The organism is Halomonas sp. Mc5H-6 (genome assembly GCF_024124705.1).
Taxonomy (GTDB): Bacteria; Pseudomonadota; Gammaproteobacteria; order Pseudomonadales; family Halomonadaceae; genus Vreelandella; species Vreelandella subterranea.
Genome location: NZ_JAMXSI010000009.1, coordinates 30,151 through 50,664, shown reverse-complemented (window position 1 = coordinate 50,664; position 20,514 = coordinate 30,151). Strand labels below are relative to the sequence as shown.

At 60.4% G+C, this 20,514-nt stretch carries 17 protein-coding genes; 12 read left to right on the top strand and 5 right to left on the bottom strand.

Features of this window, described 5'->3' with window-relative positions:
* Positions 1-5 precede the first annotated feature (5 nt).
* The gene (locus NH395_RS18485) at positions 6-134 is read left to right on the top strand and encodes a Fic family protein (RefSeq protein ID WP_366065879.1); all 129 of its coding nucleotides are present in this window, start codon (positions 6-8) and stop codon (positions 132-134) included.
* Positions 134-1,606: a class I SAM-dependent DNA methyltransferase gene (locus tag NH395_RS13275; RefSeq protein ID WP_253025513.1), complete on the top strand. Its 1,473-nt coding sequence runs from the start codon at positions 134-136 to the stop codon at positions 1,604-1,606. The genes NH395_RS18485 and NH395_RS13275 overlap by 1 nt, the downstream gene beginning before the upstream one ends.
* Before the next feature lie 28 nt (positions 1,607-1,634).
* Here the strand turns inward: NH395_RS13275 and NH395_RS13270 are convergent, their stop codons facing one another.
* The 4 genes from NH395_RS13270 to NH395_RS13255 all read right to left on the bottom strand — a co-directional run bounded on the left by NH395_RS13270 (position 1,635) and on the right by NH395_RS13255 (position 5,564).
* Entirely contained in the window at positions 1,635-2,003 is a 369-nt protein-coding gene (locus NH395_RS13270; protein ID WP_253025512.1) for a hypothetical protein, read from the bottom strand.
* A gap of 116 nt (positions 2,004-2,119) precedes the next feature.
* Positions 2,120-3,313: a Xaa-Pro peptidase family protein gene (locus NH395_RS13265; RefSeq protein WP_253025511.1), complete on the bottom strand. Its 1,194-nt coding sequence runs from the start codon at positions 3,311-3,313 to the stop codon at positions 2,120-2,122.
* Positions 3,314-3,370: 57 nt separating this feature from the next.
* A complete protein-coding gene (locus NH395_RS13260) occupies positions 3,371-4,051 on the bottom strand; it encodes a lysozyme-like domain containing protein (protein WP_253025510.1) in 681 nt (226 codons plus the stop codon).
* Between the two features lie 94 nt (positions 4,052-4,145).
* A complete protein-coding gene (locus tag NH395_RS13255; RefSeq protein ID WP_253025509.1) occupies positions 4,146-5,564 on the bottom strand; it encodes a PLP-dependent aminotransferase family protein in 1,419 nt (472 codons plus the stop codon).
* A gap of 238 nt (positions 5,565-5,802) precedes the next feature.
* On the opposite strand from NH395_RS13255, the gene NH395_RS13250 reads away from it, so the two are divergent.
* Positions 5,803-7,218, top strand: a complete 1,416-nt coding sequence (locus tag NH395_RS13250) for an APC family permease (protein ID WP_253025508.1) — start codon at positions 5,803-5,805, stop codon at positions 7,216-7,218.
* A 57-nt stretch (positions 7,219-7,275) separates the two neighbouring features.
* Positions 7,276-8,727, top strand: coding sequence for an NAD-dependent succinate-semialdehyde dehydrogenase (locus NH395_RS13245; RefSeq protein WP_253025507.1), 1,452 nt, complete (start codon positions 7,276-7,278; stop codon positions 8,725-8,727).
* Positions 8,728-8,760: 33 nt separating this feature from the next.
* On the opposite strand, the gene NH395_RS13240 is transcribed toward NH395_RS13245, so the two are convergent.
* Positions 8,761-10,341, bottom strand: a complete 1,581-nt coding sequence (locus tag NH395_RS13240) for an FAD-binding domain-containing protein (protein WP_253025506.1) — start codon at positions 10,339-10,341, stop codon at positions 8,761-8,763.
* 137 nt (positions 10,342-10,478) lie between these two features.
* On the opposite strand from NH395_RS13240, the gene NH395_RS13235 reads away from it, so the two are divergent.
* The 8 genes from NH395_RS13235 to NH395_RS13200 all read left to right on the top strand — a co-directional run bounded on the left by NH395_RS13235 (position 10,479) and on the right by NH395_RS13200 (position 20,500).
* Positions 10,479-10,781 (top strand): antibiotic biosynthesis monooxygenase, encoded by a 303-nt coding sequence (locus NH395_RS13235; RefSeq protein ID WP_066314808.1) that lies wholly within the window; start codon positions 10,479-10,481, stop codon positions 10,779-10,781.
* Between the two features lie 293 nt (positions 10,782-11,074).
* Entirely contained in the window at positions 11,075-12,217 is a 1,143-nt protein-coding gene (locus tag NH395_RS13230) for a GlxA family transcriptional regulator (protein ID WP_253025504.1), read from the top strand.
* Between the two features lie 265 nt (positions 12,218-12,482).
* Complete coding sequence (locus NH395_RS13225; RefSeq protein WP_253025502.1) at positions 12,483-13,460, top strand: dipeptidase; 978 nt, start codon at positions 12,483-12,485, stop codon at positions 13,458-13,460.
* 187 nt (positions 13,461-13,647) lie between these two features.
* Positions 13,648-14,193 (top strand): DUF5943 domain-containing protein, encoded by a 546-nt coding sequence (locus tag NH395_RS13220; protein WP_092824483.1) that lies wholly within the window; start codon positions 13,648-13,650, stop codon positions 14,191-14,193.
* Positions 14,194-14,217: 24 nt separating this feature from the next.
* Positions 14,218-16,302, top strand: a complete 2,085-nt coding sequence (gene dgcA / locus NH395_RS13215; RefSeq protein ID WP_253025500.1) for a dimethylglycine demethylation protein DgcA — start codon at positions 14,218-14,220, stop codon at positions 16,300-16,302.
* Between the two features lie 109 nt (positions 16,303-16,411).
* Positions 16,412-18,427: a (Fe-S)-binding protein gene (locus NH395_RS13210; protein WP_253025499.1), complete on the top strand. Its 2,016-nt coding sequence runs from the start codon at positions 16,412-16,414 to the stop codon at positions 18,425-18,427.
* A complete protein-coding gene (locus NH395_RS13205; RefSeq protein ID WP_253025497.1) occupies positions 18,424-19,701 on the top strand; it encodes an electron transfer flavoprotein subunit alpha/FixB family protein in 1,278 nt (425 codons plus the stop codon). Before NH395_RS13210 ends, NH395_RS13205 begins: the two co-directional genes overlap by 4 nt.
* Positions 19,691-20,500, top strand: coding sequence for an electron transfer flavoprotein subunit beta (locus tag NH395_RS13200; protein ID WP_092824474.1), 810 nt, complete (start codon positions 19,691-19,693; stop codon positions 20,498-20,500). The genes NH395_RS13205 and NH395_RS13200 overlap by 11 nt, the downstream gene beginning before the upstream one ends.
* The last annotated feature ends 14 nt before the right edge of the window (positions 20,501-20,514 follow it).

Below are 20,514 nucleotides of genomic sequence, written 5' to 3'. Positions count from 1 at the left end.
TTCTTGTGCTGAATCCACTGCCTGATACAGGGTTGATTGAAAAGACTCAAGTCGACTCGCCACGTAGTGCAACTCAGAAATACCGATTAACAGTTTTAGGCCAGCAAGTGCTTGCCACCAAGGATACCTATTGATGAACACTGCCCCCATTATTTCCAAGGTCTGGAGTTTTTGCACCACGTTGCGCGACGACGGCGTAGGCTATGGTGATTATCTGGAGCAGCTAACCTATCTTATTTTCCTCAAGATGGCTGATGAATATGCCAAGCCGCCTTACAACCGCGATGTGGGCATTCCTGAAGGGTACGACTGGGCGAGCCTGACCCGCCTGCGCGGGGCGGAGCTGGAGGTTCATTACGTCACCCTGCTGCGCAAGCTGGGCGAGCAGAGAGGCATGCTGGGCCAGATCTTCACCAAGGCGCAAAACAAAATTACCGACCCGGCCAAGCTGTACCGTCTGATCGATATGGTAGACGGCACCAAGTGGGTGACGTTGGGCGCTGATGTAAAAGGGGATATCTACGAAGGCCTGCTGGAGCGCAATGCCGAAGACACCAAATCGGGCGCGGGCCAGTATTTCACCCCTCGTGCGCTAATTCGCGCGATGGTTGAGTGCATGCGCCCTGAGCCCGGTAAAACCATCGCCGACCCTGCATGTGGCACAGGTGGTTTTTTTCTGGCGGCTCATGACTTTCTGACGAACGCCAAAAATTACGCCCTGGACAAAGATCAAAAAAGCTTCCTCAAGCACTCGACCTTTTATGGTAATGAGATCGTGGCTGGCACGCGCAGGCTCTGCTTGATGAACATGTTCTTGCATGGGATCGGCGAAATTACTGGCGATACGCTGGTGTCCCCTGCCGATGCATTGATATCGCCGTCCGATGAGACCTTTGATTATGTGCTGGCCAACCCGCCCTTTGGCAAGAAAAGCTCAATGAGCTTTACCAATGCTGAAGGGGAGCAAGCAGCCGAAGAACTGACTTACAACCGACAGGATTTTTGGGCGACCACGTCGAACAAGCAGCTCAATTTTGTGCAGCATATTAGGACGATGCTGAAAACAACCGGACGAGCGGCCGTGGTGGTGCCGGACAACGTGCTGTTTGAAGGTGGCGCTGGCGAAACGATCCGCCGCAAGCTTTTACAGACCACAGATCTTCACACAATTTTGCGTTTACCAACCGGTATCTTCTATGCACAGGGCGTCAAGGCTAACGTTCTTTTCTTCGATAACCGCCCCGCCAGCCCTGATCCGCAAACGTCTAAGGTTTGGTACTACGATTACCGGACTAACGTGCACCACACGTTGAAACAAAAACCGCTGACCTACGCTCATCTAGAGGATTTTATTGCCTGCTACAACGCTAGCAATCTCCATGAGCGCACACCTACTTGGAGCGAAGAAACGCCAGACGGTCGTTGGCGGGCATTTGACAGAGAAGAGCTGCTTGCGCGGGATAAAGCGAGCCTGGATATCTTCTGGCTCCGCGATGCCTCAATGACGGATCTGGAAAACTTGCCTGAGCCTGAGATGTTGGCAGAAGAGATCATGGAAAATCTCCGCTCAGCGCTAGCGAGCTTTGAGGCTGTCAACGAACAATAACGCTCGAAGGCTCATTGGCGTGTCACTGTCACCTTTGCCAGGGCCAGCGGCGTTTGGCGGGCGTATCAATCTGCTGTAGCGCTGAGGATAGCGGCAGCATGATGGCGGCGAGCTGGCGGTGGCAGACGGCGCTGCTGAGCACCCCGGGGCACTGTCTGAGCAACAGCTCGCACTGCTGTGAGGCGATGTATAGCTGTTCGGTAACGGCGGGGGCAAACAACGGTTTTGCCTGTTGGCAGCAGTGGGTGAGCTCGCGGGATAGCATCGAGAGCATGCCGGTATCCAGCCAGCAGGGGAGCGGGTCGTCCAGGCGTCCGGCAATGGAGTGCTGGACGGCTTCAAACGAGGTGCGCAAGAACATGATGGTGTGGCGAAGCTGCCGCTGCTCGCTGTTCATGGGAATAACCTAACACTGTCGCCAATGGTTAAATGCGAAAAATAGTATTTCTCATCTGTGGTGACGATAGCGCTAGTCAATCAGCCTGTCAATGCAGCGGCTATAAGGGGTCGCTTTCAGGCTGAATTAGCCGCCTGGTAAAGCTGCCAATCGTTAGTGGTCAGTGGCTTGGCGCCCTGCTCGGTGACGACCACCGTATCGCTGAGCCCGACGCCCCATTGCCCGGGCACTCGCAGGCAAAGCGGCAGGTGAAAGACCATGTTGGCCTCAAACTGACGCCTTTGCCCCTGGGCGATATAGCCGGTGCCCTCCACCCAACTGGGTGGAAACTGCGCGCCCACGGCATAACCAAACACGCCGGAGAAAAACAGCTGGTCGCGCTGGGGTGCCAGCAGGGCATCGGCGGCCCGGGCGGCATCGTCAAAGGTGTTGCCAGGGCGCATGGCGGCGCATAGCGCCTCAAACATCGAGCGGCACAGGTCACGGGTGGCGGAAAGCGCGGCACTGGGTGTGCCGGTGACCGCCGTGCGCATCATGGGTGCGGTATAGCGCTGATAGGCGGCGCCGAACTCCAGAAAGACAGGCTCATCAGGCTGAATAATGCGCCGTTTGTGATTGACGTGAATCACGCCGATACGATGCCCACTGGTCACAATCGGCTGCAGGCTCATAAACTCGCTGCCGTTTTCCAGCAGCGCTTTGGCGCCAACGGCGGCGATATCGTTGTCGGTCATGCCGGGGCGAATGACCTGCATGGCAGCCTCTAAACCGGCGGCGGTGATGCGGGCACTCTCCTGCAGCATGTCGAGCTCGGCGGTGCTTTTCACAATCCGGACCGCATCCAGCAGGTCGCCCGCCTCGCAGAAGCGTTCCTTGCCCACCGCGTCGGCGAGGGCGTGCATGACGCCAACGCGCAGCCCGCTACTCCAGCCATCGATACCGATGCGCTGGCAGTTGGCAAGCAGGTCGGCAAGCGGGGTGAGAATTTCATCCGCGTTTTCCCAGCGATAGCCAATGATCTCGTCCACGCGTGCGGTGACAACCGCTGCGCCGGTTTCAATCGAGGCGACTTGAAGCACCAGGCGCTCCGGCGTGCACACCAGGCACGCATGCACCGAGACCTCGAAGGTATGGTAGCCGGTCAGGTAATTGATATCGGCGGGATCGGTCAGCAGCAGCGCATCGACCCCGCGGCTCGCCATCGCGCGGCGCACCTTGTCCAGGCGCGCCTGATATTCGCCGTGCGGAAAGGGCAGTTCACTCTGGGCGAGTGTCTCGGCCAGGGCTTCGCGGTAGTGATGATAATCCATGGCGGCCTCCAACATTAGGTAGGGTCAGTATAGGAGCCAACCGCCAGAATGCACCCGCTAACCTGTACGGCAGAAGGGCCACACCTGATAAAACTTGCGGCATTGGAATTCCGCCTCGCAGCTGTTGAGTTGCGACTGGTAGCGGCTGGCCCGGGTGGCCACCTGCCTGGCCGCTCGCTGTACGGCGGGTTTACCCCGGTAGCTGCCGCGTTGGTAGCCACCCGCACCTTCGTGATAGGCCAGATAAAGATGTTCGGGGTTGCTCAGTGAAATACCGGTTTGTGCCCGGGTGCGCTGGTTGTACCAGCCAATAAAGTCGGTGGCGTGTTTCATGTGTGTGCGGCGGGAAAACAGGCTGCCAGCCTGATCCTCGTATTCGCCCCACACCGGGTCTTGCGCCTGGGCGTAACCTTTGGCGGAGGACGGTCGCGGGCCGGGGATAAAGCCCAGGTAGTATTTGCGGTCCGGACGAACATGGCTGCGAAACGACGATTCCTGCTGGATGAACGACATCTGCGTGGCAATGGGCGTTCCCCAGCGCTCCTGGGATTCCCGGGCGTAGTCGTACCAGGTCGGCTGCTCGCGGAAAATTTCGCAGATATTGCTCTGATCCTGGGGCGGGTTGGGCGCGAAGGTGGCGCAGCCCGAGAGCACCAGCACCAAGGCGAGTGCTACCCAGAGGCGGAGCGTCGGTAACGCCGACGTATTTAGGCGAAAGCCATCAACAGGGCGAAGCATGAAAGGCGTCCTTGTGAATAAATGATTGTCGATAATGCGCTGTGAATAAGTGTTGGAAAGTCTGTGGGTAAATCATCGGGGCGTGGTTCAGCCATTAGCGCAACAAAGCCTCTAGACAGCGACGCAGGCGTTGGGCTTCACGCACTAATGTTTCTCCCGAGAGCATCCCCACACCCATCACCAGGCCTACCCTTGGATCGTGCTTGGCGCATACCGGGCTCAGCGGGCGCACTACCAGATGTTCTTTTAATAATGTCTGGGCGATCTGTACATCGTTGATGCCCGGCTCAAACTCGATGCAAAGACTGATGGCGCTGCTTGGCATTGAGACACTGCGCACCTTCGGCAGGGTGCGCAACTGATCATGCAGCACCTGCTGGCGGCCTAGGTAGTCGCGCTGAATGCGGTGGCACCAGGCATCCAGATCGCCGTCAAACATGAACTGCGCCAGCACGGCTTGATCCAGCATGCGGCCTTCGCGGAACAGCTCACTGCGCAGGCGGTTCATCGGTTCGGCCAGATGCCGGGGGACCACCAGATAGCCCAGGCGCAGCCCAGGGAACATCATCTTGGAAAACGAACCAACCAGCAAGTGGCGCTCGGAACGCGGGTCGAAGAGCAGGTTGGCGTGGTCGTCGCGATTAAACTCGTAGTCGTCCTCGATTACGTAGGTGGGCGATAAGGCATCGCAGAGGCGGCGCTTATGCTCGGGGTTAGTGGGTACGCTGAGCGGGTAATGATGAGAACCGGTCAGGTAGACCAGGGGGCTCGCATTTAACGCGCTGGGTAGCCGGTGGCCCTCGTCAGGCCGCCAAGGCAGCATTTCAATCGTAAGCCCTGCGGCGCTGAACACATTGCGCGCTCCCCAGTAGCAGGGTGATTCAATGGCAACACTATCCCCCACGTCTGCAAGCGCCATAGCGCATAGCTCAATGCCATTATGGGTACCGTCAGTGATAATGATCTGTTCGGTATCGCAGTGAACCTTGCGCCAGCGTGCCAGAAAATCGCGAATCGCTCGCTTTAGCGGGCCATAGCCGCCGGTGGAGTAAGACAGCAGAAGGGCGTTCTGCGGCACCGTCACGCTTGCATAAAGCTGACGCCACTTGCGCATCGGGAACTGGGCAATGTCGGGAATGCCGGGAACGAAGGACCCGTTTTGAATCATGCTGGCGCCAGGGCCACTCAATACGCGCTGGGCACGCTCGGAAAGCTGAAGGCGGGTTGGCACTTGGGTCGCCGCGGCCACGGGCTTGTTGGTCCAGGTGCCCTGACCATGGGCCGTTTTCAGCAGTTGTTCATCGAGCAGTGTCTTGATGGCCTGGGCCAGGGTTTGGCGGGCCACGCCCACGGTGCTTGCCAGGGCACGGTGAGAGGGTAACCGAAGCCCGGTGGGCCATTGTCGGGTAATCGCCTGACGCAGCGCCAATTCAATGCGTACCTGCTTGCTTAGCTGCTGGGGCTGGTGGGCATACAGATGGGCAAAGTGGTGCAAAGCCTCCTTATGGTCCATCTTGAAGGTCTCCTGTTGTGCGTTAAGGCGGCTATTACCGGTCTGTGCGACGAAAGTCGCCGATATAGTTTGCACCTATTCGGTGCATTGTAATAGTGGTCTAGTCGAAATCCGAAGTGGTCCACTCGCGTTGTGTCTGCCGCCTGCTAGCGTGCGCTTATACTGTTTTTGACAGGCTTCAGAAACCGCGCCTCAGAGCGCTGATGACAACCTCCAATAAATTGCAGGACTCTGTGTTATGACAACGTCTTCTTCAGAACAAGCCAAGCTCGTCCGGGTGTTGGCCCGCGGTGACGTATTAGCCCTGGCATTTGGTGCCATGATCGGTTGGGGCTGGATTGTCCTCACCGGCACCGCGATTCAGTCGGCTGGCAGTGTAGGGGCCATTCTCGCTTTTATTATCGGCGGGTTAGCGATTGTACTCGTTGGCCTGACCTATGCGGAGCTGGCCTCGGCCATGCCCAAAGTTGGCGGCGAGCATGTCTACAGCTACCGGGCGCTTGGCCATTGGCCGTCTTTCTTCTGTACCTGGGCCATCATCTTGGGCTATTTGAGCGTGGTCGCGTTCGAGGCGGTGGCCTTGCCGACAGTGGTAGAACACCTGGCACCGAATTATGCGGTGGGGCATTTGTGGACCATCGCCGGATGGGAAGTCAAAGCTACCTGGGTCGCGGTTGGCGTGGGCGGCTCGATTGCCATGATGATCATCAACTACTTCGGGGTAAGTACCGCCGCACTGCTGCAGAAAGTCGTCACTGGCGTCATTCTGTTAGTCGGGGTGATGTTCGTCACCGGCTCGCTGTTTGAGGGTAACACCGCCAACATGATGCCGCTGTTTTCGCAGTCTGAAGGCAGTGTCATGGCGGGTATTATCGCGGTCATCGTGATGGTGCCGTTTCTGTTTGTCGGCTTTGATGTCATCCCCCAGGCCGCGGAAGAGATCAACCTGCCTTACAAGGCAATCGGCAAGGTGCTGATGGTGTCGGTGATTCTGGCCGTGGTGTGGTACTCGCTGATTATTCTGGCCACCAGCCTGGCCCTGGATAGCGACGCGATCGCCGCCAGTTCGCTCAGCGTCCCCGATGCCATGGAACGTCTATTTAATGCGTCCTGGGCCGGTAACCTTATGGTGATAGCCGGTATTGCGGGTATCATTACCAGCTGGAACGCGTTCTACATTGGTGGCTCGCGGGCCATTTATGCGCTTGCCAATGCGGGCATGTTGCCTGCCACGTTCGCCAAGCTGCACCCGCGCTACAAAACGCCCACCAACGCGATCTTTCTGATGGGCTTTCTCTCCTGCCTGGCGCCGCTGTTCGGTCGTCCTGCGCTTGTGTGGATCGTCAACGCGGGAGGTCTGGGGATCGTACTGGCGTACCTGTTTGTGGCAGTGTCTTTCATGGTCTTGCGCGTACGCGAGCCGGATATGCCTCGTCCTTTCAAGGTGAGCAACGGCAAGCTGTGCGGCACGCTGGCGATCATTCTGTCCTTCGGCATGGCGTGTCTCTATCTACCGGGTAGCCCGGCAGCGCTGGGCGTTGCGGAATGGACGATCTTTGCCGTTTGGGTATTGCTCGGTATCGGCCTGTATATGCACGCGCTGCATACCTACGGGCGCGACTATAGCGATCGCCATATGCGAGCGGATCTATAAACCTTTGCCAAGTCGTCGAGATATGTTTTCAAGACCAAGGCTTTTCAGGAGCAATGTATGAGCTTTATCGAACAGTGGTTGCATGATGGCGTACCTGCCTTGGTGGGCGGCGAATGGCGCAAGGGCCAGCAGACCTTCGTGGTGGATAACCCCGCCACCGGCGAGACAATCGCCCAGGTGGCCGATTTAGGCGCTGACGATACCCGTGATGCCGTGGCGGCCGCCTACGAGGCCGGGCCTGCCTGGCGCGCGACACCGGCAAAACAGCGCTCGGCCTTGTTGCGCCGCTGGTTTGAGCTGATCCATGAACACGCCGACGACCTGGCCCGCCTGATGACCCTGGAGCAGGGCAAGCCGCTGGCGGAAGCCAAGGGCGAAGTCGTCTACGGTGCCTCCTTCATTGAGTTCTTCGCCGAAGAAGCCAAGCGCATGGCCGGGGAAACCCTGCCCAGCCACGGCGCGGACAAGCGCCTGCTGGTGCTGCGCGAGCCGGTCGGTGTGGTCGCCGCCATCACCCCGTGGAACTTCCCGCTGGCGATGATTACCCGCAAGTGCGCCCCGGCCCTGGCCGCGGGCTGCACCGTGGTCATCAAGCCCGCCGAAGCCACGCCGCTCACCGCCCTGGCGGCCGCTTACCTGGCGCTGGAAGCGGGCTTGCCGACGGGCACCATCAATGTGGTGACGGCATCGAAACCGGCAGCGGTGGGCGAAGTGCTCACCACTGATCCGCGGGTGCGCAAAGTCTCGTTTACCGGCTCTACCCCGGTGGGCAAGCACTTGCTTGCCCAGTGTGCCAGCACGGTTAAGAAAACCGCCATGGAACTGGGCGGTAACGCGCCCTTTATCGTCTTTGACGACGCCGATATCGACGCCGCCGTGGATGGCGCCATAGCGTCTAAATTCCGTAACACCGGGCAGACCTGCGTGTGCACCAACCGCTTCCTGGTGCAGGACGGTATTTATGAGGCGTTCGTCAGCAAGCTCACCGAGCGTGTTCAGGCCCTCCAAGTCGGCGATGGCCTGACCGAGGGCAGCGTCATCGGCCCGCTGATCAACCAGGCGGCAGTCGACAAAGTTCAGCACCATGTAGACGACGCCTTGAGTCAGGGTGCGCGCCTGCTGTGCGGTGGCAAGCCTCACGCTGCCGGCGAGCGTTTCTTTACCCCCACGGTACTGGCGGACGTGACCACCCAAATGGCCGTGGCCGACGAAGAGACCTTTGGCCCGGTCGCGCCGGTGTTCCGCTTCCAGCGCGATGAAGAAGCTATCCAGATGGCCAACGACACGCCCTTTGGTTTATCCGCATACTTCTACGCCACGGATTATCGCCGCATCTGGCATACCATGGAGCAGTTGGAATACGGCATGGTCGGCGTCAACGAAGGGCTGATCTCAACCGAGCTGGCGCCGTTCGGCGGCGTAAAAGAGTCCGGCCTTGGCCGCGAAGGCTCGCACCATGGGTTGGATGAGTTCACCGAGCTCAAGTACGTCTGCGTAGGCGGCTTGTAAGTCAGCATTGTTCAAGACATTGCTAACCAGCACCTAAGCGTTATCGAGCCCGCCATCGTCAAACAGCGAAAGCTGCTGGCGATTGGCGGGTTTTGCTTTTTTAGCGCGCTTAGCAGATGGTCGCCTCTGACTGGCAAGCTTATCCACAATGGCTTGGCTGTCTTCTCTTGCCTCGGGCGTGCGTCTGAGGTCATACAGCATCTTCTTCCAGTGGCGCGCCTCGGCTTCAAAATCGTTGGGGATGGGGTAGTTTACGTTTGGCTGAAAACCGAATCGCCGGCGCAGGCTTTCCGGCAGTGCCCAGGGCTTGGCGCGCCACTCTAATGGCAGTGCCGTTAATTCGGGCACCCAGCGGGCGACAAACTCGCCGTCGGGGTCATTATCTTCTGCCTGCTTGATGGGATTGTAGACCCGCAGCGCATTGGTGCCCGTGGCGCCAGCCTGCATTTGAACCTGGGGGTAGTGGATGCCCGGCTCGAAGTCGGTAAATAGCCGTGCCAAATGAAGAGCAGGTTCATACCAGTGCAGCCCCAGGCCAAAGGTGGCGTGGGAGATCAGCATGGCGCGCATGCGAAAGTTGAGCCAGCCGGTGGCGATCAGGCTGCGCATGCAGGCATCCACCAGCGGCACGCCGGTTTGGCCGTTCTTCCAGGCAATCAGGTTGGGGTGGTCGGGGTCGCGTTCCCGGAGGCCGCGCAGCGCCGGGTGGAGGGTTTGCGACTCGATGCTCGGCTCACTTTCCAGCTTTTGCATAAAGTGGCAGTGCCAGTAAAGCCGCGAGGTAAAGGCGCGCAGCGAGCGAGCCCAGGCGGTGTCGTCTGCATGCTTTTGCCGCTGGCGGCGCAGCGACTGGACCACTTCGCGCAGGGAGAGCGTGCCCCAGGCCAGATGGGGCGAAAGCCGCGAGCCAAACGCCCAGGCAAGCAAAGGCTTGGACAGCGAGCCGCGATAGCGCCGCCCGCGTTGAGTGACAAAGCTGCGCCATAGCGCGCGTCCTTCGTTGCGGCCGCCTGGCTGACGCTCGGGGCAGGGTGCTTTATCAAATCCAAGCGTCAGGCCGTGGAGCTGATCCACGTCAATGTGGTGGAAGGCTTGCCACCCCTCGGCCACTTGGGCGTTTTGCGGGGCCGGGAAGGTAGGCGCCGTCATTAGCGCTTCCCACTGCTTTTCCCAGGCGTTGCGATTTTCCGACCTGGACTTTAGGCCTCGCACTACGCCATGCTGGCGTGCTTCCTGCCACTCAATACCGTGTTGACGGCACCAGCGATGGACCCTTTTATCGCGCTCAAAGCTCCAGTCATTGCCGGTTTCCTGGTGGGAATGAAGAACCATGTCGCCATAGCGGGCTTTCAGCGTAGCGAGCAGTTCAAGCATATTGCCCTGCCAGAGGCACAGCGGCAGGCTTAGTGTCTTCAGTGCGTTAGAAAGGTCGATAAGCGAGTCAGCGGCAAACTGCCAGTGGCGCAGGGCGCTATCCGGCGCTTGCCACTGCTCGGGTTCGATGGCGAAGACAGGCAGCACGGGGCCCGCCGCGGCGGCGGTGGCGAGCGGCGCGTGATCATGGATACGTAAATCGCGTTTGAACCAAACAACCTGAACAGGTGCCTTAGCCATACCTTACCTTGGCGGTTGAGGGCTTTTCGCGACTAAGTCTATTCGCCGCTAGGCCACGACGTTACCATCAAGCCACCGTTTGCGTAATCAACTCAACAGGATCCGTCCAGCAGGACCCGTTCAAGAGGAGAGGCATCATGTATATCGCCATGAACCGTTTTCGTATTGCCCCAGGCCGTGAAGAGGACTTTTTAGAGGTGTGGCGCAACCGTGATTCTCATCTGGAAGACGTGCCGGGCTTCAAGCAGTTTCATATGCTGCAGGGCGAAAGCCAGGAAGACCACACCGTGTTCATCTCCCACAGCGTTTGGGAATCGGAAGAGGCCTTCCGCGACTGGACTCGCTCAGACGCCTTTCGCAAGGCTCATGCCAATGCCAAGTCGCCCGAGGGCATTTATCTCGGCCCGCCCAAGTTTGAAGGTTATGAGGTGGTGCTGTAAGGCGCTCATTAATCAGGTATCGCATGGCCATTCGGCCATGCCTATCCACCCTTCTGACGAGCCATCACAGCAAGCGGTTTGAAAGCGACATCGAGCGTTTTATTTGCGACTCGCTGCCAGATTTGCGAGATAAAATTTGTCGTGTTTTAAACGATTCGTGCCAATATACGACTAATAGAGCAGTACCCATGCGTGAGTGACAATGTGACTCAGCAACGGGAAGCCGAACAACGCCAGCGACGCCTATACCAATAAGAAAACTTGATAACTGAAAGGTGACCGAGGTAGGAAAGATGGACTCTCATCAAGCAAATGACCAGACAGCAACACCAAATCGTTCGGGCGAACCGCAAACGCTGGGCTTTCTACTGTTGGATAACTTCACATTGATTTCCCTGGCCTCTGCCATAGAGCCGTTGCGGATGGCCAATCAACTGGCCGGGCGCGAGCTGTACCGCTGGTATACCCTGACCCAGGACGGCTTGCCCGTGCGTGCCAGCGATGGTTTGCAGGTAACTCCTGATGCCTCCATGCATTCCCCGTTATCGCTCGAGTGGGTGGTCGTTTGTGGCGGCGTAGGTCCTCATCGCAGTGTCACCCGCGAGCACGTGCGCTGGCTTCAGTCCCAGTCGCGCCAATTGAGGCGTTTAGGCTCGGTGTGCACTGGCAGCTGGGCGCTTGGCCAGGCGGGGCTGCTTGACCACTATGAAACCAGTATCCACTGGGAGTGTTTGGCGTCGATGCAGGAGGCGTTTCCCAACGTTATTCTGAACGCCAACCTATTCACGATTGACCGTGACCGTTTCACGTCTTCGGGGGGAACCGCGCCACTCGATATGATGCTTAATCTGATTGGTCATGACCATGGGCGCGAGCTGTCGGCGGGTATCTCCGAAATGTTTATCTGCGAGCGCGTGCGTAACGAACAGGATCAGCAGCGTGTTCCTCTGAAACACGTGTTGGGCACGACCCAGCCCAAGCTGCTTGAGATTGTGGCGCTGATGGAGTCCAACCTTGAAGAACCGATCGAGCTCGATGAGCTGGCAAGGTACGTCAATGTATCGCGCCGCCAGCTAGAGCGGTTGTTCCAACGCTACCTGCTGTGCTCGCCGTCCAAGTATTACCTGAAACTACGGTTGGTGCGTGCCCGGCAATTACTCAAGCAAACCCCGTTGTCGATCATCGAGATTGCCTCTGTGTGCGGTTTCGTTTCGACCCCCCATTTTTCCAAGTGCTACCGCGAGTATTTCGGTGTGCCGCCGAGAAACGAACGCCTGGGCGGGTTTGAGCGCAAAAGTGATGGGAGCAAGTCGCCACCGTTAATCAGACAGTGGGGGGGCGAATCGAATGCGCTAGAGCCTTCCTCGTGCGCTCAGCAGGCGCTTGCCAACGCACAGGGAGAACCGACTTTTGCCAGCGTACTGCTGGTGAGCTGATAGCCACTGCGTCACCCCCTTAAAACGTGCTGCCCGGTGTCGGGCAGCACGTTTTTTTATGGCCGCGATGTTTACTTCCAGCATGATTCTGCCCCGCGTGACCTTGCCCGGCATGACGTTGCGATAAATGTCTTGAAGGGGCGCCAATGTAGGGGTGTGTTTGCGACACCATGACGCTTTTGGAATTTCCGCTGTCGTTTCCAAGAGCAGCCCACCCCGACGTCAGCGCTATGCTCGCTACATTCATCAATGTCGGAGCTTAGCCATGTCCCCTACAGAATTGCACGATGACGCTATCGTCATCGATGGTCTGATCATCGCCAAATGGAACCGTGAGCTGCTTGAAGATATGCGGCGCGGCGGTCTGACCGCTGCCAACTGTACGGTTTCGGTATGGGAAGGCTTCCAGGCGACCGTCGATAATATCGTCAGATCCAACCAGCTGATGGCCGAGTGCAGCGACCTGGTGCGCCCGGTGCGTACCACGGCGGATATCACCCGGGCCAAGGAAGAGGGCAAGACGGGCATCATTTACGGCTTTCAGAATGCCCACGCCTTCGAGGACCAGATCGGGTATGTCGAGATCTTCAAGCAGCTCGGCGTAGGCATCGTGCAGATGTGCTACAACACCCAGAACCTGGTGGGGACCGGCTGCTACGAGCGCGATGGCGGTCTGTCCGGCTTTGGCCGTGAGATCGTCGCTGAAATGAACCGCGTCGGCATCATGTGCGACCTTTCTCACGTCGGTGCCAAGACGTCCGAGGAAGTCATCCTCGAGTCCAAGAAGCCGGTCTGCTACTCCCACTGCCTGCCCTCCGGGCTCAAGGAGCATCCGCGCAACAAATCCGATGAAGAGCTGAAGTTCATTGCCGACCACGGCGGCTTTGTCGGCGTCACCATGTTTACCCCGTTTCTCAAGAAGGGCGTCGATTCCACCATCGACGATTACTGCGAGGCCATCGAGTACATCATGAACATCGTGGGGGAGGATGCCATTGGTATCGGCACCGACTTCACCCAGGGGCATGACCATGAATTCTTCGAGTGGTTGACCCATGACAAGGGCTATGCCCGCCGCCTGACGGACTTTGGCACGATCATCAACCCTGAGGGGATTCGCACCATCGGGGAGTTCCCCAATCTGACCGAGGCGCTCCTGAAGCGCGGCATGAGCGAGTCCCAGGTGCGCAAGATCATGGGCGAGAACTGGGTGCGCGTGCTTAAGGAGGTTTGGGGGAGCTGATGAGCCCGACTCACGCGGCTTTACCGGCGATAGGCCTACGAGGGGGCGCTGTGAATCCCTCCCTGGACGCTACTTTTGCCATCCATGGCAAAAGACCCCCTCTACGGCCTATCCCCGGCGCCGCTCCCCTTGCAGAACGGCTAATTAGCCACTTCATAACAATCAGCGAGATCTGAGGAATACAACCGTGACCAAAATGGCCCCCGCACTGCCTATCGAAGTGGATAGCGAGACCGGCGTCTGGACGAGCGACGCACTGCCGATGCTGTATGTGCCGCGACACTTCTTTATCAACAACCATGTCGCGGTAGAAGAAGCGCTGGGTGCCGAAAAGTACGCAGAGATCCTCTACCACGCCGGTTACAAGAGTGCCTGGCACTGGTGCGAGAAAGAAGCCGAATGCCATGGGATCGAGGGCGTGGCCGTCTTCGAACATTACATGACGCGCCTCTCCCAGCGCGGCTGGGGGCTCTTCATTACCGAACACATCGACCTCGATGCCGGTACGGCAAGAGTGCGCCTGGAGCACAGTGCCTTTGTTTACCAGCTTGGCAAGACGGGAAAAAAAGAAGAGTACATGTTCACCGGCTGGTTTGCCGGGGCCATGGACCAGATTCTTGCCGCGCGTGGCAGCGACCTGCGTACCGTCGCTGAGCAGACACAGAGTGCCGCTGAGCCTGGTTGTGATGTGGGTGTCTTCAACGTTGGGCCGCTGAACGACGCCACCCGCTAACCGCGGGAATGAGGAGAGAAAATCATGGCATTTGACGCAATTTTCGAGCCGATCGAGATCGGCAAGCTGACCATTCGCAATCGCGTGGTCAGCACCGCCCACGCCGAGGTACACGCCACCGACGGGGGCATGACCACTGAGCGCTACGTCAGGTACTACGAGGAAAAGGCCAAGGGTGGCTGCGGCCTATCCATCTGCGGCGGCTCCTCGGTGGTGTCCATCGACAGCCCCCAGGGCTGGTGGAGCTCGGTCAATCTTTCCACCGACCGTATCATCCCGCACTTTCAGAATCTGGCCGACGCCGTGCACAAGCATGGCGGCAAGATCATGATCCAGATCACCCACATGGGGCGCCGCTCGCGCTGGGACGGCTTCGACTGGCCGACCTTGCTGTCGCCGTCAGGGATCCGTGAACCGGTACACCGCTCCACCTGCAAGACCATCGAAGAGGAAGAAATCTGGCGCATCATCGGCGACTTCGCTCAGGCGGCTCGCCGGGCGAAGGAAGGCGGGCTGGACGGCGTCGAGCTTTCCGCGGTGCACCAGCATCTGATCGACCAGTTCTGGAGCCCGCGGGTCAACAAGCGCGAGGACGAGTGGGGCGGCAGCTTCGAGGGGCGCATGAAGTTCGGCCTGGAGGTGCTGAAGGCCGTGCGCGCCGAGGTAGGGGATGACTTCTGCGTCGGCATGCGTATCTGCGGTGACGAGTTTCACCCGGACGGCCTCTCCCACGACGACATGAAGCAGATCGCCGCCTACTACGATGCCACCGGCCAGGTCGACTTCTTTGGCGTGATCGGCTCCGGCTGCGACACCCACAACACCCTGGCCAACGTGATCCCCAACATGTCCTACCCGCCGGAGCCTTTCCTGCACCTGGCGGCAGGGATCAAGGAAGTGGTCAGCGTGCCGGTGATCCATGCCCAGAACATCAAGGACCCCAACCAGGCCCAGCGTATTCTCGAAGGGGGCTATGTGGACCTGGTGGGCATGACCCGGGCGCATATTGCCGACCCGCACCTGATCGCCAAGATCAAGATGGGCCAGGTGGACCAGATCAAGCAGTGCGTGGGCGCCAACTACTGCATCGACCGCCAGTACCAGGGCCTGGACGTGCTGTGTATCCAGAACGCGGCGACATCGCGGGAATACATGGGCCTGCCGCATATCATCGAGAAGACCGAGGGCGCCAAGCGCAAGGTCGTAGTGGTCGGCGGTGGCCCCGGTGGCATGGAGGCCGCCCGCGTGGCCGCCGAGCGCGGCCACGATGTCACCCTGTTCGAGGCGGCTGAAGCGCTGGGTGGGCAGATCACCATTGCCGCCCAGGCCCCGCAACGCGACCAGATCGCCGGTATCACCCGCTGGTTTCAGTTGGAACTGGCTCGGCTTGACGTCGACCTGCGACTGGGCACCCGCGCCGACGAGGCGACGCTGCTCGACCTGCGTCCGGATATCGTGGTGCTGGCGACGGGCGGCCAGCCCTTCCTCAGTCAGCACCCGGAGTGGGGCTACTCTGAGGATACCGGGGAAAGCCTGGTGGTCAGCACCTGGGATGTACTCTCCGGCAAGGTGGCCCCCGGCAATAACGTGCTGATCTATGACGCCATCTGCGAATTTTCCGGTGTCTCGGCGGCGGATTTCCTTGCCGAAAAGGGTGCCAAGGTGGAGATCGTTACCGACGATATCAAGCCCGGCGCGGCGGTGGGCGGTACCACCTTCCCCACCTACTACCGCAGCCTCTACGAGAAAGAGGTGATCATGTCCTCCGACCTGATGCTGCATAAGGTCTACCGTGAAGGTGACGGCCTGGTGGCAGTGCTCGAGAATGAGTACACCGGTGCCCTGGAGGAGCGCGTGGTCGATCAGGTGGTTGTGGAGAACGGCGTGCGTCCCGATGAGGCGCTTTATTATGACCTCAAGGAGCAGTCCCGCAACAAAGGCCAGGTGGACCTCGAGGCGCTCTACGCCGCCCAGGCGCAGCCCTGCCTGATGGAAGAGGGCGGCGCCAATAGCGATGGCTTCCTGCTGTTCCGTCTGGGCGACTGCACGGCGCCGCGTAATACGCACGCCGCGATCTACGACGCCCTGCGGATCTGCAAGGATTTTTAACCACCAGTTGGAAGCCAGAAGCTGGAAGCTGGAAGTGAATCGCAGCTCTTTGCCCTTTTCTTCCGGCTTCCGGCTTCCAGCTTCCAGCTCGCCCGTTAGGTGAGCTGTGATGCTAAATACAATACTTCCGATACTGATTTTTACTGCCCTGGCCCTGGCGGTGATCGGTGCCTTGCGGCGTATACGCCTGTGGCGTCAGGGGCGGCCAGCACCCGTCAACCTGTTCAAGGGGCTGGCGGCGTTGCCGCGCCGTTACCTGGTGGACCTGCACCATGTCGTTGCCCGCGACAAAATGATCTCCAATACCCACGTGGCCACCGCCGGTGGCTTCGTGGCCGCCGCCGTACTGATGATCCTGGTGCATGGCCTGGGCATCGCCAACCCGCTGCTGGGTGGGTTACTGCTGCTTGCCAGTGCCTCCATGTTCGTCGGCAGCCTCTTTGTGGCGCGGCGGCGTATCAATCCTCCGGCGCGCCTCTCCAAAGGCCCCTGGATGCGCCTGCCCAAGAGCCTGATGGCGTTTTCGGTTAGTGTCTTCCTGATCACCTTGCCCACGGTGGGCCTGCTACCCGAAGGCTTGCTTGAAGGAAGCGCCAGTTGGTTCCTCGTGGTGGTGCTGGTTGGCTTAGTGGCCTGGGGCCTGGGCGAAATGTTCTTCGGCATGACCTGGGGCGGGCCCATGAAGCACGCCTTTGCAGGTGCCCTGCATCTGGCTTTCCACCGTCGGCCGGAGCGCTTTTCTACCAAGAAAGGGGGCGGCGGCCGTTCAACGGGCCTCAAGGCGCTGAACCTGGAGGACGAGACGGCGCCCCTGGGCGTGGAAAAGCCCGCCGATTTCACCTGGAACCAGCTGCTGGGCTTCGATGCCTGTGTACAGTGCGGCCGCTGCGAGGCGGCGTGTCCGGCCCTTGCCGCGGGTCAGCCGCTCAACCCCAAGAAACTGATCCAGGACATGGTCGTCGGCATGGCCGGTGGCAGTGATGCCCATTACGCTGGCACGCCTTACCCCGGCAAGCCGGTGGGTGAGCACCACGGTACCCCCCATGGGCCGATCGTGGCCCCTGCTGCATTGCCGGAGGGGGCATCGCTGGTGGACGCCGAGACCCTATGGTCGTGTACGACCTGCCGCGCCTGTGTCGAAGAGTGCCCGATGATGATCGAGCACGTGGATGCGATTGTCGATATGCGCCGCCACCTGACGTTAGAGCGAGGCAAGACCCCCAACAAGGGCGCCGAGGTGCTCGACAATCTGATCGCCACCGACAACCTCGGCGGTTTTGATCCCGGCTCACGGCTCAACTGGGCCGCGGATCTCAACCTCCCTCGCATCGCAGACCTCCAACAGGTCGATGTGCTGTTGTGGCTGGGTGACGGCAGCTTCGACATGCGTAATCAGCGCACCCTGCGTGCACTGGTCAAGGTGCTGCGCGCCGCCGAGGTGGATTTCGCGGTCCTGGGAGACGAAGAGCGTGACAGCGGTGACGTGGCACGGCGTCTGGGCGACGAAGCAACGTTCCAGTCCCTGGCAAAGCGCAATATCGCCACCCTTTCCAAGTACCGCTTCCAGCAGATCGTCACCTGTGACCCCCACAGCTTTCATGTGTTGGGCAACGAGTATGGCGAGCTGGGGGGCGTCTATGAGGTACGCCATCACAGCACCTTCATTGCTGAATTGTATGACGCGGGTCGGCTGACCTTCTCCCCCTGGAAGGGCGGCAGCGTCACCTATCACGACCCCTGTTACCTGGGGCGCTATAACGGCGAGTTTGAGGCGCCCCGCAACGTGCTCAAGGCGCTGGGCATCGAGGTCAAGGAGATGGAACGTTCCGGTTTCCGCTCGCGCTGCTGCGGCGGCGGTGGCGGCGCGCCCATTACCGATATTCCCGGCAAGCAGCGGATTCCCGACATGCGCATGAATGACGTCAAGGAAAGCGGCGCCGAGCTGGTCGCGGTGGGCTGCCCCCAGTGCACGGCGATGCTTGAGGGCGTGGTGGATACCAGCGCCGAGGTGCGCGATATCGCTGAACTCGTGGCCGATGCCCTGGTGGAGCGCCCCGCCGGGGAGGCGTCCGGCGCGTCCCGCCAGCCCGCTGCAACGCCGACAGCTGAAGAGGTGATCGTATGAGTGAGACTATTCGCCGCGATCCGCGTCGTGAGTGGATCGCCCGCAACCGTCTGCATCCCGAGCATGCCAGTGTGCTGCTCGAGATGGGCAACGCAGCTCTCAGCGAGTGGCCGGGGCCCAACGGAGTGGTGCGCAAGAACCCCCGTGCAGTGGGCTTTATCGGCCCCAATGGCATCAAGCGTATTGACCGTAGCGGCCTTCAGCAAGGCGGGCAGGCCGCCGCGACAACAGCAGCGCCTCAAGACAGCCGCCGAACAGTGACCATTGAAGATCCCGCCTTCCTGGTGGCCGTGGTGCCTGATATGACCGGCGGGCGATTGTCAGGTCACGATAAGGACCTGCTTGGGCTGGCCCGGCAAGTGGCGGATGCCGATGGCGAGCATCCCGGCGCCGTGGTGGCGATTGTGTTTGGCGAGCATAAAGAAGCGGCACTGGGCGACGCCGGTATTGATCGCGTGGTGCACATGGATGACGAGGTCTACACGGGCTTTGCCCCGGAGGCGCGGCTGGCGGCCTTGAGCGCCGTAGAGCGGGAGATGGCACCCCGCTTCTGGCTGGTGCCCGACTCACCGCTCGGTGGCGGCGAGCAGGGGCGGCGCCTGGCCGTGCGGCTGGGCGAGCGTCCAGCGACCCAGGTCTGGCAGGTCGAGGCGGATGAACATAGCGCTACCGGGTGGCGTTGTACGGCACGCGGTGCCGCGGGGACGCGCGATATTACCCGCCACCTGCCACGCGTCGTGCTGGCGCTGGCGGAGTGCGCCGAGCCGGTCAGCGAGACCCGCCATGCCGCCCAGCCGGTCGAGCTGAACCAGCCGCTGCCCGACGTGCTGGGGCGCATCGAGGACATGGGCGAAGTCCCTGTCGACCCCGCCAGCGTGTCACTGGCAGAGGCGGAATTCATTCTGTCGGCCGGGAATGGTGTCAAGGATTGGGAGGGCTACCACCACGCCGCCCAGGTGCTCGGTGCGGCCAAGGGAGCATCGCGCGTCGCCGTGGACGATGGATTCATGGCCCGCGATCGTCAGGTAGGCGCATCGGGCACCTGGGTGTCCGCGCGCGTCTATGTGGCGGTGGGCATTTCGGGGGCCATACAGCACCTCCAGGGTATTCAGACCTGCGAGAAGGTCGTTGCCATTAACCTGGACGAGCGGTGCGATATGGTCAAGCGCGCCGATCTCGCCGTCATCGGCGACGCCGGCGACATCCTCGCCGCGCTGGTCGCACGTGTCGAGCGTTATCGAGAACAGCAGCAGGAGAATCGCGATGCCGCATAACGTCAACACATTGAATGACGCTGAGCTCAGCGTTGCTGTTCTAGTGTCGGTGGGGCGTCATCCGCTGACCGGGCGGGCGCGGCGTGCCGACCATGATGCCCGCGCGGTGGAAATGGCACTGTCCCTGGGTGACGCGAGCGTTCAGCTCATGCATGCAGGCGATGGTGGTGAAGCCTGCGGGGACGCCATGCGTGGCTATCTGGGGATGGGCATTAGCAGGGTCAAACGCATTAATCAGGACCCGGACGCGGATGTCGTTCCGGCCTTGGCCAACATACTGCGCTTCGCCGCGCCGCAGCTGGTGCTGACCGGGACGCGCGCCGAGACCGGAGAGGGCTCGGGCCTGGTGCCCTATCTGCTGGCCGAGACACTCGGCTGGACGGTGGTCAGTGGCCTGGCGGAAATCGAAAGCATCGAGCAGGGGGTCGCCACGGTGCTGCAGGCCTTGCCACGGGGCAAACGCCGCCGCCTGAAGGTACGCTTACCGGCCATCGCTACGGTGGATAGCAGTGCCCCGGCCGCGCGCCAGAGCGCCTTCGGCCCGGCACGACGCGGTGAATTGGCGGATTGTGCCTGCGCCAGCGTGACCGATGAACTGCAAACCCAGTGGCGTGTGCAGCCCGCACGCAAGCGGCCCAAACGGCTAAAAATCGTCAAGTCAGCCTCGGCGCGTGACCGTTTCAAGGCAGCGGCGGCCAAGGCCGACAGCGGCGGCGGACAACTGTTGAACGATGTGACACCCGAACAGGGCGCCGAGGCGATTTTCACGCTACTCAAGGAGGAAGGCGTGCTGCGCTGAGGTGCCTTGATCAC

Excerpts from the sequence above, each read along its gene's own strand:
- NH395_RS13255 (WP_253025509.1), bottom strand. The coding sequence starts at position 5,564 with ATGGACCATAAGGAGGCTTTGCACCACTTTGCCCATCTGTATGCCCAC.
- NH395_RS13210 (WP_253025499.1), top strand. The coding sequence starts at position 16,412 with ATGCTAAATACAATACTTCCGATACTGATTTTTACTGCCCTGGCCCTG.
- NH395_RS13250 (WP_253025508.1), top strand. The coding sequence starts at position 5,803 with ATGACAACGTCTTCTTCAGAACAAGCCAAGCTCGTCCGGGTGTTGGCC.
- NH395_RS13240 (WP_253025506.1), bottom strand. The coding sequence starts at position 10,341 with ATGGCTAAGGCACCTGTTCAGGTTGTTTGGTTCAAACGCGATTTACGT.
- NH395_RS13265 (WP_253025511.1), bottom strand. The coding sequence starts at position 3,313 with ATGGATTATCATCACTACCGCGAAGCCCTGGCCGAGACACTCGCCCAG.
- NH395_RS13245 (WP_253025507.1), top strand. The coding sequence starts at position 7,276 with ATGAGCTTTATCGAACAGTGGTTGCATGATGGCGTACCTGCCTTGGTG.
- NH395_RS13205 (WP_253025497.1), top strand. The coding sequence starts at position 18,424 with ATGAGTGAGACTATTCGCCGCGATCCGCGTCGTGAGTGGATCGCCCGC.
- NH395_RS13230 (WP_253025504.1), top strand. The coding sequence starts at position 11,075 with ATGGACTCTCATCAAGCAAATGACCAGACAGCAACACCAAATCGTTCG.
- NH395_RS13270 (WP_253025512.1), bottom strand. The coding sequence starts at position 2,003 with ATGAACAGCGAGCAGCGGCAGCTTCGCCACACCATCATGTTCTTGCGC.
- NH395_RS13260 (WP_253025510.1), bottom strand. The coding sequence starts at position 4,051 with ATGCTTCGCCCTGTTGATGGCTTTCGCCTAAATACGTCGGCGTTACCG.
- NH395_RS13225 (WP_253025502.1), top strand. The coding sequence starts at position 12,483 with ATGTCCCCTACAGAATTGCACGATGACGCTATCGTCATCGATGGTCTG.
- NH395_RS13235 (WP_066314808.1), top strand. The coding sequence starts at position 10,479 with ATGTATATCGCCATGAACCGTTTTCGTATTGCCCCAGGCCGTGAAGAG.
- NH395_RS13200 (WP_092824474.1), top strand. The coding sequence starts at position 19,691 with ATGCCGCATAACGTCAACACATTGAATGACGCTGAGCTCAGCGTTGCT.
- dgcA (WP_253025500.1), top strand. The coding sequence starts at position 14,218 with ATGGCATTTGACGCAATTTTCGAGCCGATCGAGATCGGCAAGCTGACC.
- NH395_RS13275 (WP_253025513.1), top strand. The coding sequence starts at position 134 with ATGAACACTGCCCCCATTATTTCCAAGGTCTGGAGTTTTTGCACCACG.